The following is an 18,677-nucleotide window of genomic DNA, read 5'->3' on the forward strand; positions in this document are numbered from 1 at the left end:
ACTGCCTACTCCCTACTCCCTACTCCCTACTGCCTACTGCCTACTGCCAATCCCGGAGCACCACTATGACCACCATCGCCTTCATCGGCCTCGGCAACATGGGCAATCCAATGGCCGCCAACCTGGTCAAGGCCGGGCATGCCGTGCATGGCTTCGACCTGATGCCGGAGAATCTCACGGTCGCGCGCGAGCATGGCGTCGTCATCATGGCCAACGCGCCGGCCGCGGTGAAGGACGCCGATGTGGTGATCACCATGCTGCCGGCCGGCAAGCATGTGCTGTCGGTCTATGAGGACATCGCGCCCAAGGCCAGAAAAGGCGGGTTGTTCATCGATTCCTCGACCATCGATGTCGAATCGGCCCGCAAGGCGCATGCCATCGCCGCCAAGCACGGGCTGCTGTCCATCGATGCGCCCGTCTCGGGCGGCACCGGCGGCGCGGCGGCCGGCACGCTGACCTTCATGGCCGGGGGCTCCGACGATGCCTTCGCCGCCGCCGAGCCGATCCTGAAGCCGATGGCCGGGCGCATCGTCCATTGCGGTGGCGACGGTGCCGGACAGGCAGCCAAGATCTGCAACAACATGATCCTCGGCATTTCGATGATCGGCGTCGCCGAAGCCTTCGTGCTGGCGGAAAAGCTCGGCCTGTCGCACCAGGCGCTGTTCGATGTCGCCTCGACGTCTTCAGGCCAGTGCTGGTCGCTGACCACCTACTGCCCGGTTCCCGGCCCTGTGCCGACCTCGCCCGCCAACCGCGACTACAAGCCCGGCTTTGCCGCCGCTCTGATGCTGAAGGACCTGAAGCTGGCGCAGGAAGCAGCACAAGGTTCCGGCGCGGTGACCCCGCTTGGTGCCGAGGCGGCTCAGCTCTATGCGCTGTTCAACGCCCAGGGGCACGCCGGCGCCGATTTTTCCGGGATTATTAATTTTCTGCGCGGAGCCAATCCATAAGCTCCTAAAATAATTGGGCTTTTCGCATAATTTGAGAGAAAACCCCGTCAAATTTAGGTTTGCTTAAGCTCTCGATAACCCCCCGGTAACGATGTCTCTGTAAAACGGAATGCGAGGCGGACATATCGCGTCCGCCCGGCGCTCCGGATCAGGTCTCGCGTACCGGAGCCCGTAAGTTTCGCCGAGTTGTTTGAGTAGCGAAGCGCCATGCGTATCTGGCAAAGCCGCGTTCCCGATGGAGCGCGGTTTTTGCGTTTCTGCCGGTTTATCTGTGCAGCCGGGTTTTATATTCCGATCGCTGCATTCGGGATCGGGACATGATCTTCGTTGATCAGCACGATCGGCGCATCGGCCCCCTCCACCCTGACGACAAGCAGGCGCATGCTCCATTTGCCTGCCGTACGAACGGCATGCGAATATGCTGTACCTCTGCCCTTGGCACCATGGACCGGAATGCTGAACTGGGCGTCACCCGAGCCATTTGCATTGATGAAGACACTGCCGCCAACCCAGAAATTGTCGGCCAGATCCTCGCCAATCGCTGTCTTCACCCGATCGTCGGCGCGAATGGCATCCATGGTCATGTGATAGGCGTCGCCGCCTTTCAGGATGTAAGGAATGGTGCCGAACATGGCTGCAACGCCGCCCATCCCGACCACCCAGACGACAAGCCCGGCGATTGCCCAGTTGCGTTGCGTCTTGCGGAACTGTTCCGCGTCGCGCCAAGCGCGGTTCTGCCAAGCCCAGCGGCTGCCGCGCGCGCCAAGCACGATGATCATGATGATATTGACGAACGGGATCAGCGCCAGCAGCGCGATGAAGGTGCTGTTGCCGATGCCCCAGATCCAGTTGAGGAAGAACGCGCCCCAGTTCCAGCGATCGAGTTCAGCCGGAATCTCGGCGGGCTGATTGAGCGGTTGTCCGGCCATGATGTTCCCCATCGGCAGATGTGCTTGATGGGTTCTAACGTATGGCCTCGAAAAACGGGAATCGGTTTTTCCGGGCCGGCCGTCAGGCCTTGTTGGAAAGCCGGCGAAAATTCGCCTTCACCGCACGGCTGGCCGGCTTCAGCGCGGCGCTGATCGACCGTTCCGCCGCGACGCCGTTGAACAGCGACGGCGTGCGGCCGGCAAAGATTTCCGGCCAGAACCGCGATGCCGACTGCAGGAAAGACATTTGCGCCGCAAACGCGCCTTCGGCCACCGCCACGGTCTTCTCGTTTACCGCGCGCGCCGTCTCCGTTCCCCATGGCTGGCTGCTCCCGGCATCCATCGCCATCAACGGCAGTCGCATCAGCGCCACCATCGGGGCCAGCATCAGGTCACCGCCGATGCTGGCTGCTTCTTGCACGCGTCGGCTCTTGCCGGTCTTTCTCATGGAAACAAACCCCTTGTCGCGGCCGAATCAGCCGCTGCCCCAACACACTACGCGCTGGGGATGGAATTCGTTCCCCATCGCGACAGCATGTTTCTCGAGGCCGGGCGTTCCTGTCGAAGAACGCCCGGTCAAGGTTTCCGATCCCTACCGCTTGCGCAGATCCGCCTGCGCCAGATCCAGCGCCTTTGAGATGCGGTCGCAGGCCATGTCGATCGTGTCGCGGGTCCAGATCAGCGGCGGCGACAGGATCATCGTGTCGCCGGTGGCGCGCAGCATCATGCCGTGCGCGATCGCATGGTCGCGCACGGTCACCGCCGCACTCCCCGACGGCAGGAACCGCTCCTTGGTCGCCTTGTCCTTGACGATCTCGATCGCGCCCATCAGCCCGATCGAGCGCACCTCGCCGACCAGATCATGCCCGGCAATGCGCTCCTGCAAGGCCTTGGCGAAATACGGGCCGGTATCGTTCCTGACGCGATCGATCAGCCCTTCCCGCTCGATGATCTCGAGGTTCTTCAGCGCCACGGCACAGGCCACCGGATGACCGGAATAGGTGTAGCCGTGATTGAACTCGGCGCCCTTCCCGACCAGCGTCGCGGCGATGCGGTCGCCGACCAGCAATGCCGACAATGGCTGGTAGCCCGAGGTCAACGCCTTGGCCGTGGTGATGGTGTCCGGCTCGATGCCGAGTGTTTGTGCTGCGAACCACTCGCCTGTGCGGCCGTAGCCGGTGATGACCTCGTCCAGCATCAGCAGGACATCGTATTTGCGGCAGATGCGCTGCACTTCCGGCCAGTAGCTGACCGGCGGTATCTTCACGCCGCCTGCCCCCATCACCGGCTCGCCGATGAAAGCCGCAACCTTGTCGGCGCCGGCTTCGAGGATCGCATCCTCGACAGCCTTGGCCGCGCGCAGGCCGAAATCATGATCGCTCTCGCCCGGCAGTGCCAGCTCGTAGGCATAGGGCATCATGACATGGACGATGTTGGGCACCGCGCCGCCGAGCTGCTTGTGCATGGCATCCATGCCGCCGAGCGAGGTGCCGGCAACGGTCGAGCCGTGATAGGCCATCTTGCGCGAGATGATGCGGTTCTTCTCCGGCTTGCCTTCCAGCACCCAGTAGTGGCGCACGAGACGCAGCGCCGTGTCGTTGGCTTCCGAGCCGGACGAACCGTAGAACACCTGGTTGACGTGCTTCGGTGCGATCTCGGCCAATTTCTTGGACAACAGCACCGGCGTCGGCGTCGAGCATTTGAAAAAGGAGTTGTAGTAGGGCAATTCCTTCATCTGCGCATAGGCGGCCTCGGCCAGCTCGTCGCGGCCATAGCCGATGTTGACGCACCACAGCCCGGCCATGCCGTCGAGGATCTCAGTCCCCTCGGAATCGTAGATGAACGGCCCGTTGGCATGGGTGATGATGCGCGAGCCGGCTTCGCGCAATTCCTTGTGGTCGGTGAACGGGTGGAGATGGTGCGCGGCATCGATCTGCTGAAGCTGCTTCAGCGAATAGTTCTGATAGGTCATGGATCTGATCTTTCCTCTGGATTCTATCCGGCCGTGCCGGAGGCGAATGCGTCAGAGGCAAGCAGGTGGTGAATAGCCGATGCGGGCGCACAGCCGCAAAAGCTCGGCGCGCAGCGTGCGCGGTGACGGTGTCACCGCGACCCGGAATGCACGAGCCGATATCCTGACGAGAGCCATGGGCGGCACCTTAAGCAATTCCAGGAAAAGTGTGAAACGGTTTTCCCGGGAAAAGCGCGTAGCGCTTTCCCTTAGGGAATTGCGTCAAAGCAGAAGAGCGAGCAAAGGGCGGTCGGGGTGAACACCCTTTGCGTCGGCGACGCCCAGACTTCGACTCAGGACCCGCCGTTCAGCGCCCGCTGCAGAAACACATACTTCATCGCCGTCTGCGCCGCCTGCGGCCGGCGGTCGCCGCGGCCGCCATGTCCGCCTTCGGTCTCCTCGAAGAACAGCGTCCGCGCATGGCCGGCCTCCTGCAGGCGGGCGGCCATCTTGCGCGCATGACCGGGATGGACCCGATCGTCCGCGGTCGAGGTGGCCAGCAGCACCGGCGGATAGGCGGCACCGGCATTGACATGCTGGTAGGGCGAGTAGGCTGAAAGCCACTTCGCATCTTCCGGTTTCGACGGATCGCCGTATTCGGCCATCCACGAGGCGCCGGGCGGCAATTCGGTGTAGCGCAGCATGTCGAGCAGCGGCACCTCGATGATGACGGCGCCGAAAAGCTCGGGATGCTGCGTCAAGGAAACGCCGGTCAGCAGGCCGCCATTCGAGCCGCCCTGGATGCCGAGCGAAGCGGCCGTGGCAATGCCACGCTTGACGACATCCTGGGCGACCGCGGCGAAATCGTCGAAAGCGTTCTGGCGATTGCCCTTGAGAGCGGCCTGATGCCAGGCCGGACCGAATTCGCCGCCGCCGCGGATGCAGGCCTGCACATAGGCGTTGCCCTTCTCCAGCCACAGCCTGCCGCGCACGCCGGCATAGCCGGGCAGCAGCGGCACTTCGAACCCGCCATAGCCATAGAGCAGCGTCGGCACCGGACCCTTCTGGTCGCGCCGCCGGACGACGAAATAAGGGATCATCGTGCCGTCCTTCGAGCGCGCCTCGAACTGTTCCGAGATCAGCGGCGACGCATCGAAACGCGCTGGCTGCGACTTCACGGTGGTGAGCGTCTTGCCATTGTCATCCGACCAGATGATCGAGCTCGGCGTCAGGAAGTCGGTGAAGGAGAAGGAAACGCTGGAGCCGAAATGCTCGGCGTGACTTATGCCGACATTGCCGTTTTCGGGCAGCGCCACAGGTTTCAGCGCCCAGCGGCCATCGCTGCGCTCGCAAACGACGACCTTGCCACGCACATTGTCCATCAAATTGATGAACAGGCGGTCCTGCGTGCGGGCAATGCCGGCAATCGACACGCGATACGCCGGCTCCAGCAACGTCTCCGCCGGACCGAGCGTGCCGGTCTCGACCCAGTGCGCCAGATCCAGCGAATAGAGGCCGTCAGGCTTGCACGACGTGCCGTCGGGCGCCGTCCACGGGCTGCGCACGCCGAAGACGAGTTGATCCCTGAAGATCGCCGTATCGGTCGTGTCGTCAGGCAGCGGCAGACGTCTGTTCTCGCCGGAAGGCAGCCGCAGGAAGATATGCGAGGCGAAGAAATCGAGTGTCCGGGCCAGGATCAGATAGCGTCTGTCGCCGTCGAACTCGACGGCGGCGCCAACAGCGAGATCCTCCTTCTGCGCCTCGAAGATCGGTGTCGCATCTTCCAGTTTGGTGCCGCGCTTCCACAGCTTGACCACGCGCGGATAGCCGGATTGCGTCTTGTCCGCCTCTTCGAATGCCGCCGAGACGATGACGGTGTCCTTGTCCAGCCAGCTGAAACCCGACTTGGAAGCTCGCGCGTGAAACCCATCTTTGACAAACGACTTCGTCTCGATATCGAATTCGCGCATCTCGCTGGCGTCACCGCCATCCGGTGACATCGAGACGAGGCACAGGTTGAAGTCCGGATAGAGCCGGCTGGCGCCGCTGAACACCCATTTGATCCCGTCCTTCGCCGCAAGCTGGTCGAAGTCGATGATCGTTTCCCAGTCGGGCTTCTCGGTCTTGTAGGAAGCGACCGTCGTGCGGCGCCACAGGCCGAGCACATTGGTCTTGTCCTGCCAGAAATTGTAGACATGGCCGGCAATGGCGGCGCCGACCGCGATGTTGTCCTCGGCCGTCATCAGATCGAGCGCGGTCTGGAAAGATGCCTGATAGGACGGATCGCCCTGCAACTCACCTGTAGTGACCTCGTTCTGACCATGCACCCAGTCGAGCGACTGCTTGGCTGTCCTGTCCTCCAGCCAGAGAAAGGTATCTTCGGCCGAAGGGGTGGAATTTGGCGTCTTGGTGATGGGCTTGGTCATAAGGTCTCCGATAAACACGTCGCTTTTGGCACTGCCAACATCGATATCCCGTATCCGATATTCAATGTTCAGCCGATGATTGAGGCTTTCCGTCGGCCAATGAGACTCGCAACCGCCAGCGCCAGGCACATCAGGCCGAGCGTGATCGGCAGGCCTCTTGCGCCCAGAATATCCATGGCAGCGCCGGCCAGCGGCGGCACGGCAATGCCGCCAACGCCCCACATCAAGGAAAATGCAGCGTTGCCGGCAACCAGTGTCGAGCCGGTGAAGCGTTCGCCGAGCTCGATGATCGACATCGTGTAGATGCCGTAAGAGAGAGCACCCCAGACAAAGATCATCGGCCAGATCACCGTCGACTCGATGAGGAGCGGAAGCAGGACACACCCGAGAACCGTGATCGCGACACACGCAAGCCGCACCAGACGCGCGGACAGCCTTTCCGCCAGCAGGCCGAGCGGCAGCTGCATGGCGATGTTGCCGGCGATCATCACCGAAAGCAGCGCCGACATGCGGGTCTCAGTGATGCCATAATGGGTGCCGTAGACCGGCAGCAAGGCCAGCGCGCCCTGTTCGAAGCCTGCGGCAACGATAACGGCAAACAGAAGCAGCCACGCCAGCGGCACGAAGCCCAAGACGGAAACCTGATGCCCGGCCTCGTCGACCTTGGGCAAGCGCGGCAGCACCGAGGCAAGGCAGATGCCGCACAGCACGAAAGCGAAAATGCCGACGAGGAAGGGCGGCCAGCCCTCCGTGCCGACGGCAAGCAGGCACAACGGCCCAGCCGCGAAGCCAGCCGAGATGATCGTCGAATAGACGCCCATGACGCGGCCGCGCCGCGCCGGCGGCGCCAGTGCGATCACCCAGATCTCGCTCAGCACGTAGAGCGGGTTGGTCACCACGCCGATCAGAAAGCGCAGCGGAAACCACAGATAGACATCCTGCGACCAGCCGATCAGCGCCAGCACGATCGCCGAAAGCGCCGCGCAGGTGAGCGCCGTGCGCCCTGCCCCGAACTGGCGCGCCAGCGCCGGGATCAACGGTGACGAGACGATGAAGCCGATCGGTGTCATTGCCGCCGACAGGCCGATCATTGCCGGTGAGACGCCCTGGCGCTGCAGGATGAAGCTCAGCAGCGGATAGGACAGCCCCTGCGCGATGGCGAACACCGACACGGTCGCGATCACGCCGGTGATCGCGGCCCACTGCATCCCCGTCTCACTGTTGCTCGAACCGTTCGCGATCATGCCTTGCCGCTCCGGCGCACGGACGAGCGATACAGCGCGAACATCACCAGCAATGCGTCGAGGCCGGCGATCACGACCGGCAGGCCAAGCGGGCCGATGCCATGCATGAGCAGGCCGGCACCGGGCGGGCCGACAATACCGCCGGCGCCCCACATCAGCGCGAAGGCGGCGTTGCCGGCGACCAGCACCGAACCTTTGAAGCGGCTGCCCAGTTCGACCAGCGCCATCGTATAGACGCCGTAGCCGACGGCGCCCATCACCAGCAGCACGACCCAGATCAGCGGCGTCATGATCAGCAGCGGCAGCAAAAGCGCGCAGGCGGCGGTTGCCAGCGCACAGACGATGATCATGGCACGGCCACCAAAACGCTCAGCCAGCAGGCCGAGTGGAATCTGCAGCAGGATGTTGCCCAGCGAAAGCGCCATCACCAGCGAGGCAAGCACGGCTTCGGCCAGGCCGTAGCTTGCCCCGAAGACCGGCACCAGCGCGTAGGTGCTCTGCTGGACCGCGGCCGAAACCAGGACGGCAAGCAGCAGCGCCGGCGCCACCTTGGCAAAGCCGACAAGGCCGCTGGCAGGCTGGCCATCATCCTCGAAACCGGTGAGCTTCGAAGAGACGGCGTGCAGGATCACCGCACAGAGCGTGAAGCCGGCGACACCGACCAGGAAGGGAGCCCAGCCCGACGTGCCCAGCAGGGTCAGCGCGAATGGCCCGGCCGCGTAACCGGCGCCCATCAATGTGTTGAACACGCCCATGACCCGGCCCCGCCGCGATGGCGGCGCCAGCGACAGCGCCCAGACCTCGCCAAGGATGTAGAGCGGGTTGATGACCACGCCGATGATGAAGCGGATGACGAACCAGGCCACCCAGTCCTGCAGATAGCCGATGCCTAAAAAAACACGGCGCGCCGATCAGCGAGCAGCCGACCGCCAGCGTGCGCGCACCGACCAGCCGTACCGCCGCCGGCACGAAGGATGCCGAAAGGATCAGGCCGAGCGGCATCATCGCCGCCGAGAGGCCGATCAGCGCCGGCGACATGCCTTGCTTCTGCATCAGCAGCGTGAACAGCGGCGAGCTTGCGCGGCGCCGAACATGGCAAGTGCTGCGGTGACGCCGGCAAGCGCTGCCCACTGCGTTCCCGCTTCGCCTTCGCTCGAGCCGGTCGCGACCATGCTGATACTGTCATCCATATGAAGTGCTGGCCATCCGGCCGGCAAGCCCGACTAGCTACTGGTTCGATCCGGGGAAAGGAAGGGCCGGACGGCGAAATCCGCTTGCGCCAATGGGACGGCGCGATCAGGGCGATGTCACAGCCAGGCAACTGCCGTTCCGGCATGTCGCTTCCCTCGCCCTAGTGGTCGCCGCCTCCGCAATGGCCGGCGGGTCGCCGGTCCATTATGCCGCCCGCTATCGCATCGTACGAGGACCATCATGACCGCCGCTCTACAACCTGCAGAACCGGCATTGGCCACCGACCGCGCCCGTCGCGGCGGCCGCGCCGGAAAGCGCGCCGGCGGCTCGGCGGCGTTCGAGCAGCCGGCTTTCCGCCAGCTGAAGAACCCGCTGACGCCAACAAAGCTGGTTTCGGACGACGAGCTGGAATCGATCCATCTCGCCTCCTTGCGCGTGCTGAGGGAAATCGGCGTCGACGTTCTGCATGACGAGGCCCGGAGCATCATGAAGGCGCATGGCGCCGACGTGCGCGAAGGCAGCGAGCGGGTGCGCTTCGACAGCGACATGATCCTCGAGCTGGTGTCGCACTGCCCGTCGGAATTCACCATCCATGCCCGCAACCCCGCGCACAATGTGCGCTTCGGCGGCAATAATTTGATCATCTCGATGATGGCCTCGGCGCCCAATTGCTCGGACATCGATCGCGGTCGCCGGCCTGGCAACCAGCAGGACTACCGCAACTTCCTCAGGCTCGCGCAGATGCACAACATTCTGAACTGCACGGGCGGCTATCCGGTCGAGCCGACCGATATCCATCCCTCGGTCCGCCACCTCGAATGCATTCGCGACCTCGCCACGCTGACCGACAAGGTGTTCCACATCTATTCGCTCGGCAAGGAGCGCAACGTCGACGGCATCGAGATCGCCAGGATCGCGCGCGGCATCAGCCACGAGCAGATGCTGGAGGAGCCATCGGTCTTCACCATCATCAACACCAATTCGCCGCTCAAGCTCGATGTGCCGATGATGGAAGGCATCATCCAGATGTCGAGCAAGGGCCAGGTCGTCGTCGTCACGCCGTTCACCCTGTCGGGTGCCATGGCGCCGGTCACCATCGCCGGCGCGCTGGTGCAGCAGAACGCCGAGGCGCTGTCCGGCATGGCCTTCGCCCAGATGGTGCGCAAGGGCGCGCCCGTCGGCTATGGCGGCTTCACCTCCAATGTCGACATGAAGTCCGGTTCGCCGGCCTTCGGCACGCCGGAATACATGAAGGCGCAGTTGGTCGGTGGTCAGCTTGCCCGCCGCTACAACATCCCCTACCGCACCTCCAACACCTGCGCCGCCAACACGGTCGATGCGCAGGCGGCTTACGAGTGCGTGTTCTCGCTGTGGGGCGCCATCCAGGGCGGTGGCAATCTGATGATGCACGCCGCCGGCTGGCTCGAGGGCGGCCTGCGCTGCTCCTACGAGAAGACCATTTTGGACATCGATTTGCTGCAGATGGTGGCGGAGTTCCTGACCCCGCTCGACCTGTCCGAAGAAGCGCTCGGCTTCGACGCCATCCAGTCGGTCGGCCCCGGCGGCCATTTCTTCGGCACCCAACACACCCAGGACCGCTACAAGACCGCCTTCTACTCGCCGATCCTCTCCGACTGGCGCAATTTCGAGACCTGGGCGGAAGCCGGCTCGCCGACGGCGCTCGAAAAGGCCAACAAGGTGTGGAAAGAGCGGCTGGCATCCTACGAAGAGCCCTATATGGACCCGGCCATCCGCGAAGAGCTCAACGCCTTCGTCGAAAAGCGCCGTTCCGAGGGCGGTGCGCCGACCGATTTCTAAACGGCACGCGGCGCGCCGTGTTTGACTTCAGCACCGCGGCGTCCCCACCGCCGACCCAAAAAACCTGATACAGTTTACGCAAAAACGGACCTATCTTGATGAAATCTCATGTAAAAGCGGTTGTCATCGGCGGCGGCGTCGTCGGCTGCTCGGTCCTCTACCATCTGGCCAAGGCCGGCTGGACCGACATCATGCTGATCGAGCGCTCTGAGCTCACCTCAGGCTCATCCTGGCATGCGGCAGGCGGCTTCCATACGCTGAATGGCGACCCCAACGTCGCCAAGCTGCAGGCCTATACGGTGCAGCTCTACAAGGAGATCGAGGAGATTTCCGGCCAATCCTGCTCGCTGCACCTGACCGGCGGCGTGATGATGGCGGATACGCCCGAGCGCATGGACTTCCTGCGGCTTGCCCACGCCAAGGGCCGCTATCTCGGCATGGACACCGAACTGATCACGCCGTCCGAAGCCAAGGCGATGTTTCCGCTGATGGACGAGACCAATTTCGTCGGTGCCATGTGGGATCCGGTCGAAGGCCATCTCGATCCGTCCGGCACGACGATCGCCTATTCCAAGGCGGCCAAGAAGCTCGGCGCCGAGATCGTGCTGCGCAACCGCGTCGTCGAGCTGACGCAAGAGGTCGACGGCACCTGGAACGTCGTCACTGAACAGGGCACGGTCAAGGCCGAACATGTCGTCAACTGCGGCGGCCTGTGGGCACGCGAGATCGGCCGCATGGTCGGCGTCGAACTACCGGTGCTGGCCATGGAGCACATGTATCTGCTCACCGAGCCGATGCCGGAAGTCGAGGAATTCAACAAGTCGACCGGCCGCGAGATGATCGGCGTGCTCGACTTCAAGGGCGAGATCTACACCCGCCAGGAGCGCAACGGCATCCTGCTCGGCACCTATGAAAAGGCCTGCAAGCCGTGGTCGCCGGTCAACACCCCCTGGGATTTCGGCCATGAACTGCTGCCGCCGGACCTCGACCGCATCGCGCCGTCGCTGGAGATCGGCTTCAAGCATTTCCCCGGCATCGAGAAGGCCGGCATCAAGCAGATCATCAATGGCCCATTCACCTTCGCACTCGACGGCAACCCGCTGGTCGGCCCGGTGCAGGGCCTGACCAATTTCTGGTGCGCCTGCGCCGTCATGGCCGGTTTCAGCCAGGGTGGCGGCGTCGGTCTGGCGCTGTCGAATTGGATGGTCCATGGCGATCCCGGCTTCGACGTCTGGGGCATGGATGTCGCCCGCTTTGGCGAATGGGCCGGCCTGCGCTACACCAACGCCAAGGTGCGCGAAAACTATTCGCGACGCTTCTCCATCCGCTTCCCCAATGAGGAACTGCCGGCGGCGCGCCCGGCGCAGACGACGCCGCTCTACGACACGATGCTGGCCAACAACGCCGTCATGGGCGACAGCTGGGGTCTCGAAACCCCGCTCTGGTTCGCGCCGAAGGGCAAGGAGCCGAAGGACATCGTCTCCTTCCATCGCTCCAACGATTTTGGGCCGATCGGCGAGGAAGTGCGCGCCACGCGCGAGCGCGTCGGCGTCACCGAGATCGCCAACTTCGCCAAATACGAAGTGTCGGGACCAGGGGCGGAAGATTTCCTCAACCGGCTGATGACCAACCGCATGCCGAAGACCGGCCGCATCGTGCTGACGCCGATGATCAACGAATTCGGCAAGCTGATCGGCGACTTCACCATCGCCAAGGCGGGCGAAGACCGCTTCATGATCTGGGGCTCGTCGGCCGCGCAGAAATATCACATGCGCTGGTTCGAGAAACATCTGCCCAAGGATGATTCAGTGCGCATCCACCGTTTCGACCAGACGCTGGTCGGTCTGTCGATCGCCGGGCCTAAGTCCCGCGACCTCTTGCAGAAGCTCGTCGATGTCGACATCTCGACAAAAGCCTTCCGCTTCATGGATTTCCGCGAGATGGCGGTCGGCGGCGCGCCCTGCCTGGTCAACCGCATCACCTACACCGGCGATCTCGGCTACGAGATCTGGATGGCGCCGGCCTACCAGCGCCTCGTCTATAAGGCGATCAAGGATGCCGGCGAGGAGTTCGGTCTCGTCGATTTCGGCATGCGCGCTCTGCTGTCGATGCGCCTGGAAAAGAACTTCCCGACCTGGTTCCGCGAGTTGCGCCCGATCTATGGACCGTTCGAAGGAGCGATGGACCGCTTCATCAAGCTCGAGAAGAACGACTTCATCGGCCGGGAGGCTGCCGCCAAGGAACAGGCGGAGGGGCCAAAACTGCGCCGTGTCTCCTTCATCGTCGATGCCGCCGACGCCGACGTGATGGGCGACGAGCCGATCTGGGCCAAGGTCAGCAAGGATTACGGCACGGTGGAAAAGCCGCATGGCTACGGCGCGCCGCGCTTCGACACAGGCGGCAAGGAAATACGCGGCTCCAAGGCTGCTGAAGGCGCTTCCGCCGTGCGCGGCATCGTCGACGGCGACTGGCGCGTGGTCGGCTGGGTAACCTCAGGCGGCTATGCACACTATGTGCAGAAGTCGATGGCGCAGGGCTACGTTCCGGCAGCACTCGCCGAGGACGAAAGTGCGGGACTGTTCGAGATCGAGATCCTCGGACATCGCCGGTCGGCCCGCATCAACGTCGAAGCGCCGTTCGACCCGAGCGGCGAGAAGATGCGGACCTGAGCCCATGGACAGCGCGGGGCCGAAGGGCAACTTTGGCCGCCATCGCAAGATCATGCCGTTCGAGCCTGGCTCGATCGAGGCGCTGCGCGACGCCTCCCGCCAGAAGGCGGCTTCGCTCAACCAGCATGTGCTGGGCTATGGCGCGCAAGCGGAAGCTGAATGGGCAGCGGCAGGTATTGCCGCTCCCGATCTGCCGGCGATGCGCCAATACCGGCTGGAGCGCATCCGCGCCGAGCTGAAGCGCCGAGACTATGCCGGCGCCCTGCTCTACGACCCCGTCAACATCCGCTACGCCACCGATTCCACCAACATGCAGCTGTGGGTGGCGCACAATCCGACGCGGCATTGTTTCGTCGCCACCGAAGGGCCGGTGGTGCTGTTCGACTATTTTTCCTGCGAGCACCTGTCTGACCATTCCGGCGTCGTCGATGAGGTGCGGCCGGCTGTCTCATGGATGTATCTCTATGGCGGCGAGTTGACCGAGCAAAAAGTCCGCCGCTGGGCTGCCGGCATCGCCGATCTGGTCAGGGAACATGGCGGCGGCAACAGCCGCATCGCCGTCGATCACATCAATCCGGAAGGCCTCGAGGAACTCGCACGCCTGGGTGTGACGATCGGCAATGGCGAAGCGGTGATGGAAAATGCGCGCCTGATCAAATCATCAGACGAAATTCTCGCCATGCGCCGCGCCATCGTCGCTTGCGAGGCGGCGATGGGCGAGATGGAGCGGGCTTTGCAGCCAGGGATTTCCGAGAACGAGCTGTGGGCCGAACTGCATCGCGGCAACATTGCGCGTGGTGGCGAATGGATCGAGACGCGGCTGCTGACGTCAGGCCCGCGCACCAATCCGTGGTTCCAGGAATGCTCGTCGCGCAAGATCGGAGCCGGCGACCTCGTCGCCTTCGACACCGACCTGATCGGCCCCTACGGCCTCTGTGCCGACCTGTCGCGCACCTGGCTGTGCGGCGATGCAAATCCGACTAACGAACAGCGCGACCTGTTCCGCATCGCCGCCGATCAGATCGGGCACAACACGCAATTGATGCAGCCCGGCATTTCGTACCGCGACCTTGTCGAGCGCTCGGCGGTACCGCCCGGAGATTGTTTTCCGACCCGCTACGGCGTGCTTTATCACGGAGTCGGCCTGGCTGATGAATACCCGACCTTGCCGCATGCCAGCGACTGGACATCAGACACTCCGGACGGTGTACTGGAACCCGGCATGGTGCTGTGCGTGGAAAGCTATATCGGCAGGCTTGGCGGGCGCGAAGGCGTCAAGATCGAGGAGCAGATCCTCATCACCGAAACCGGCAACGAAAAACTTTCAACCTACCCGCTGGATGCGAGGCTGCTCGGCTAGTCCCGCTAGCGCCTCGCGCAGCGCCCTGACCGTCTTTTCCGGCGTCGTTGCGGCGGTGATGAACGGCAGGCCTTTGCGCCGCCCTGTCCAGCCAACGATCACGACTTCCCGCGCCGCAGGTTCGAAACGCTGCGCCTGCGCCCAGCTTTCGCAGTCGATGGCCGCGACATCCGCCTTACCCTCGGCCACAGCGACGATCGAGCCGCGATGGCCGCCGCTTTCGCTGCGTGTCGAGAAAATGTCCAGGCTTTCGCCGGCCGCTTGCAAGTCGCGCGTCAAAGCAATGATGCCCGACATGGAATCGAGGCTGTTGAAGGTGAAGCGCTTGCCGCGGATCAGATCGAGCGGGATGAGAGCGCGGCCATCCGCAGGCGATCGAACCTCCGGCCCCTCGCCTGCCCGCATCACCAGCGCGCTCGAATAGAGTTCGCCCTGCCCGCCTTCATAGGCGTCGTAGCTCGGCTGGCCGACCACCTGAACGTGCCTGGACAGCCCGAGCCCCATTGGTCCCCAGCAGGTCTGTGCGAACAGCAGTGCCGGATGCAGCCAAAGCTTGTGAGAATCGAGTTCGTCAGGTGGCAATGTCGCCGGGTCTGGCGCGATCAGCTTTCCCTGGGCATCGTGAATGCCACCCGGCACCGGCGGCAGGTCGGCATTGCGGCGCACAATCGATTGTGGCGCGTCGATCCCCTTTTTCCGGAAAGCATCGCGCAATCGCGCCCATTGGGCGTCGACCTCGTCGCGCGCCTCGGGCCAGTCATACATAGGCAACGCCGCAACCAATTCGCTCATGTCGGAATCTGACCGTAATATCTGTGATTGAAGGGAACCGACTGCAGCCAGTCTAGCAGGCAGCACCCGCTCGCCGCAAAACTCATTCCTTGGGCGGCTCGGCGGGAACCGGCGCGGTGCCGCGACCATTGATGCTGCGCGCCCTGATGCGTGGCTTGAACGCCCTGCCCGGCTCCGGCGCACGCCGCAGCACCGGGTGCACGATCGGCTCCTTCGCCTTGAAGGCATAGGCTTTGATCAGCGCGAAATAGTTCGGATAGGCATAGCCATTGTTCATCCGCAGCCATTCGTCGCGACGGTCGCGAAACATTTTCGGCAGCCGGTACCACGCCACGGTCGGGCTCTTGTGGTGGACGAAATGCAGATTGTTGTTGAGGAACAGGAACGACAGCGGCGAGCGCTCGACGATCACCGTGCGGCCTTCCGGATGTTCGGACCATTGATGCTCGGCGAAGGTGCGGATCGAAATCAGCGACTGGCCGAGCCATACCGGCACCAGGATGTAGAGCCACAGCGGGATGCCGAAGCCGAACTGGACGATGGGCATCACGATGGCGAGGCCGATCGCATGCAGCAGCCACGCCTTGCGGATCGCCTTGTCGCCGGCGATCATGTGCTTGGCGTCGTCGATGAAGAAGCCGACGCAGGACAGCCAGGGGCCGAGAAAGAAGCGGCCGGCCATGGTGTTGTTGATCTTGAGCAGGAATTTCATCGTCGGCGGCAGGTCGTCATGCTGCCAGAGCGCCTGGTAGTAGCTCTCGGGATCATCCAGCGGATCGGTCAGCCGCTCGTCGGCATGGTGGCGCAGGTGAATGGTCTTGAAGCGGCGGAATGGCCAGACGAGGCCGATCGGCAGGAAGACGAAGGCTTCGTTGACCCGCGCGTTGCGCGTCGGATGACCGTGCAGCACTTCGTGCATGATCGAGGATTGCAATGCTGCGGTGAAGGCCAGGACGGCGAGCGCTGGGATCGGGTAGGATGGCCAGAGCAGGAAACCGGTGGCGAACCATGTTGCGTAACAGAAGAAAGCGAGAACCACGGTCGGCCATTCGATGGCTGGTACGCTACGCTGTCTGATGCTCTTGCCCGTCATGCTATCGACCACTGTCCTCAGTCGCCGGAACCCCAATTGGTTCCTGACATTATTGTGTCAGGAGAAGTGATTCCACTCAACGAGACAAAGTGTACAAAATGTTGCGATTGCGCATTTTTGACCGCACATGTTACACATTGTGAACAACCTTAGGGATTCATTTACGCCTGAGACGCCAATTCGGCAGCTTTGGCGCAAATTTTTCCTCCCGATTCGCGGAGTCAGGTGATGGACAAACGAGATCTGTCGGCAGTCTTTCGGGAGCGTCTGAAGCTGCTCCTGACAAGGTCCGATCTTAACCAGTCAGCATTCGCGACCGCGGTCGGCATCGATCGGTCGGCATTGTCGCAGCTGCTGTCGGGCGCCTCGACACGCCTGCCCCGGGCGGAAACGCTGCTCAACATCGCCGCCGAGTTCAAGGTGTCGCTCGACTGGCTGCTCGGCCTCAGCCAGGACGAGGGTGTCACCGGTGAAATCCGCGAAAGCCTGGAGATCGAGGAAGCGCGCGATGGTTTCGACCGCACGCTGCTGGCAAAATGGTTCGCCGAGGCGGCCGGCACCAAGATCCGCTATGTACCGGCCGGCATTCCCGATCTTCTGCGAACACACGCGCTCGTCGACTACGAAGCCAACATCACCAACAGAAGCCGTCTGACGCAGGCCAACGAAACCCAATACCGCATCGACTATAACCGGCGCCCGGAAACCGACATGGAAGTCTGCATGCCGCGCCATACGCTGGAGATCTTCGCCCGCGGCCTGGGCGTGTGGGACCGTTTTCCGGAGGTCGACCGCCGACAACAACTCGCCCATATGGCAACGCTGCTTGACGATCTCTACCCGACCTTCCGCCTGTTTCTCTATGACGGCCGCATGCGCTACTCCATTCCCCTCACCATCTTCGGCCCCTATCGGGCGGCCATTTATGTCGGCGACATGTATGTGGTGCTGAACGCTACCCAGCCGGTCCAGGCCCTGACCCAGCATTTCGACAATCTGATCCGTGCCGCCGACGTCAACCCGCATGAGGCCGCCGCCTTCGCGCGCAATCTGGCTGACATGTCGTTCGCATCAGGCTCTGCCTGATCGACGGCAATCGTGGTCGTCTGAATGGCCCTTGGCCATCGAAATGGCCGAGGGCGCCACCGCTATTTCATTGACTACACATAAAGACTTCTTTATATCCTTATTCGAATTCAAAACATGAAAGCCAATCCGATGACGACGACCAACCCTATCGATGCGCTGCTGGCTGAAAAGGGCGTGCTGCTGGCCGATGGCGCCACCGGCACCAACCTCTTCGCCATGGGGCTCGAAGCTGGCGAAGCGCCGGAGCTGCTGAACGAGACGGCGCCCGACACCATCACCAGCCTGCATCAGAATTTCGTCGATGCCGGTGCCGACATCATCCTCACCAATTCCTTTGGTGGCACCCGTCACCGGCTGAAGCTGCACCATGCGCAGGACCGAGCACATGTGCTGAACAAGCGCGCCGCCGAGCTCGCCCGTGCCGTCGCCGACAAGGCCGGCCGCAAGGTGATCGTCGCCGGATCCGTCGGTCCGACCGGCGAATTGCTGGTGCCGCTCGGTGCCATGACCTATGACGAGGCGGTCGATGCCTTTGCCGAACAGATCGAGGGTCTCAAGGCCGGTGGTGCAGAAGTCGCCTGGATCGAGACCATGTCGGCTCCCGACGAGATCCGCGCTGCCGCAGAGGCCGCTATCCGTGTCGGCCTGCCTTACACCTACACCGGCTCTTTCGACACCGCCGGCCGCACCATGATGGGCCTGCTGCCGAAGGACATCCACGGCGTCACCGACGGGCTGTCGCAAGCGCCGCTCGGCGTCGGTGCCAATTGCGGCGTCGGCGCGTCCGACATCCTGGCCTCGCTGCTCGACATGACCGAGGCGAACCCGGAGGCGACTGTCATCGTCAAGGGCAATTGCGGCATTCCCGAATTCCGCGGCACCGAAATCCATTATTCCGGCACCCCGGAACTGATGGCCGACTATGTCAGGCTTGCCGTCGATGCCGGCGCGAAGATCGTCGGCGGCTGCTGCGGCACCTCATTCCAGCACCTTGCCGCGATGCGCAAGGCACTCGACGCGCACACCAAGGCAGACCGTCCGACTGTTGGCGCGATTGTCGAGCGTATCGGTCCGATGCGCAACAAGGTGGCGACGGAAAACACCGCCGAGACCAGCGAAGCCCGCCGCGAGCGGCGTCGCAGCCGGGCCTGACCTTATCGTCTCT

The 18,677-nt window shown here is 63.2% G+C and carries 14 protein-coding genes and 1 pseudogene; 6 read left to right on the forward strand and 9 right to left on the reverse strand.

The window, feature by feature from the left end; genetic code table 11:
• The first annotated feature begins 65 nt into the window (after positions 1 to 65).
• Positions 66 to 950: a 3-hydroxyisobutyrate dehydrogenase gene (mmsB, locus tag ACFFNA_RS01225; RefSeq protein ID WP_111547465.1), complete on the forward strand. Its 885-nt coding sequence runs from the start codon at positions 66 to 68 to the stop codon at positions 948 to 950.
• Between the two features lie 284 nt (positions 951 to 1,234).
• Here mmsB and ACFFNA_RS01230 read toward each other — a convergent pair whose 3' ends face one another.
• From ACFFNA_RS01230 to ACFFNA_RS01260, 7 genes and pseudogenes are all read right to left on the reverse strand, one after another.
• Entirely contained in the window at positions 1,235 to 1,879 is a 645-nt protein-coding gene (locus tag ACFFNA_RS01230) for a cytochrome c oxidase assembly factor Coa1 family protein (RefSeq protein ID WP_378914982.1), read from the reverse strand.
• Between the two features lie 82 nt (positions 1,880 to 1,961).
• Positions 1,962 to 2,327 (reverse strand): hypothetical protein, encoded by a 366-nt coding sequence (locus ACFFNA_RS01235; protein ID WP_378914984.1) that lies wholly within the window; start codon positions 2,325 to 2,327, stop codon positions 1,962 to 1,964.
• A 144-nt stretch (positions 2,328 to 2,471) separates the two neighbouring features.
• Complete coding sequence (locus ACFFNA_RS01240) at positions 2,472 to 3,851, reverse strand: aspartate aminotransferase family protein (protein WP_378914986.1); 1,380 nt, start codon at positions 3,849 to 3,851, stop codon at positions 2,472 to 2,474.
• A 51-nt stretch (positions 3,852 to 3,902) separates the two neighbouring features.
• Positions 3,903 to 4,028, reverse strand: a complete 126-nt coding sequence (locus tag ACFFNA_RS01245; RefSeq protein WP_111547657.1) for a capsid protein — start codon at positions 4,026 to 4,028, stop codon at positions 3,903 to 3,905.
• Positions 4,029 to 4,183: 155 nt separating this feature from the next.
• Positions 4,184 to 6,256, reverse strand: coding sequence for a prolyl oligopeptidase family serine peptidase (locus ACFFNA_RS01250; protein WP_378914988.1), 2,073 nt, complete (start codon positions 6,254 to 6,256; stop codon positions 4,184 to 4,186).
• 68 nt (positions 6,257 to 6,324) lie between these two features.
• Complete coding sequence (locus ACFFNA_RS01255) at positions 6,325 to 7,500, reverse strand: MFS transporter (protein ID WP_378914990.1); 1,176 nt, start codon at positions 7,498 to 7,500, stop codon at positions 6,325 to 6,327.
• A pseudogene (locus ACFFNA_RS01260) lies at positions 7,497 to 8,672 on the reverse strand (MFS transporter). Before ACFFNA_RS01260 ends, ACFFNA_RS01255 begins: the two are co-directional and overlap by 4 nt.
• Positions 8,673 to 8,931: 259 nt before the next feature.
• Here ACFFNA_RS01260 and ACFFNA_RS01270 point away from each other — a divergent pair.
• The 3 genes from ACFFNA_RS01270 (at position 8,932) to ACFFNA_RS01280 (ending at position 14,538) form a co-directional block, all read left to right on the forward strand.
• Positions 8,932 to 10,509 carry a trimethylamine methyltransferase family protein gene (locus ACFFNA_RS01270; RefSeq protein ID WP_378914996.1) on the forward strand — a complete coding sequence of 526 codons (1,578 nt, stop codon included), beginning with the start codon at positions 8,932 to 8,934 and terminating at the stop codon, positions 10,507 to 10,509.
• Between the two features lie 98 nt (positions 10,510 to 10,607).
• Positions 10,608 to 13,178, forward strand: a complete 2,571-nt coding sequence (locus tag ACFFNA_RS01275) for a GcvT family protein (RefSeq protein ID WP_378914998.1) — start codon at positions 10,608 to 10,610, stop codon at positions 13,176 to 13,178.
• A gap of 4 nt (positions 13,179 to 13,182) precedes the next feature.
• Positions 13,183 to 14,538, forward strand: coding sequence for a M24 family metallopeptidase (locus ACFFNA_RS01280; RefSeq protein ID WP_378915000.1), 1,356 nt, complete (start codon positions 13,183 to 13,185; stop codon positions 14,536 to 14,538).
• On the opposite strand, the gene ACFFNA_RS01285 is transcribed toward ACFFNA_RS01280, so the two are convergent.
• Together ACFFNA_RS01285 and ACFFNA_RS01290 are read right to left on the reverse strand one after the other, a co-directional pair.
• A complete protein-coding gene (locus tag ACFFNA_RS01285) occupies positions 14,503 to 15,330 on the reverse strand; it encodes a phosphate/phosphite/phosphonate ABC transporter substrate-binding protein (protein ID WP_378915002.1) in 828 nt (275 codons plus the stop codon). The genes ACFFNA_RS01280 and ACFFNA_RS01285 overlap by 36 nt on opposite strands.
• Positions 15,331 to 15,412: 82 nt before the next feature.
• Positions 15,413 to 16,423, reverse strand: a complete 1,011-nt coding sequence (locus ACFFNA_RS01290) for a fatty acid desaturase (protein ID WP_378915003.1) — start codon at positions 16,421 to 16,423, stop codon at positions 15,413 to 15,415.
• Positions 16,424 to 16,651: 228 nt separating this feature from the next.
• Here ACFFNA_RS01290 and ACFFNA_RS01295 point away from each other — a divergent pair, with 228 nt between their 5' ends.
• Together ACFFNA_RS01295 and bmt are read left to right on the forward strand one after the other, a co-directional pair.
• Positions 16,652 to 17,509, forward strand: coding sequence for a helix-turn-helix domain-containing protein (locus tag ACFFNA_RS01295; RefSeq protein WP_111547473.1), 858 nt, complete (start codon positions 16,652 to 16,654; stop codon positions 17,507 to 17,509).
• A 132-nt stretch (positions 17,510 to 17,641) separates the two neighbouring features.
• The gene (gene bmt / locus ACFFNA_RS01300; RefSeq protein ID WP_378915617.1) at positions 17,642 to 18,664 is read left to right on the forward strand and encodes a betaine--homocysteine S-methyltransferase; all 1,023 of its coding nucleotides are present in this window, start codon (positions 17,642 to 17,644) and stop codon (positions 18,662 to 18,664) included.
• Positions 18,665 to 18,677 lie beyond the last annotated feature (13 nt).

Origin of the sequence: Mesorhizobium kowhaii (assembly GCF_042431665.1) — a bacterium.
Lineage (GTDB): Bacteria > Pseudomonadota > Alphaproteobacteria > Rhizobiales > Rhizobiaceae > Mesorhizobium > Mesorhizobium kowhaii.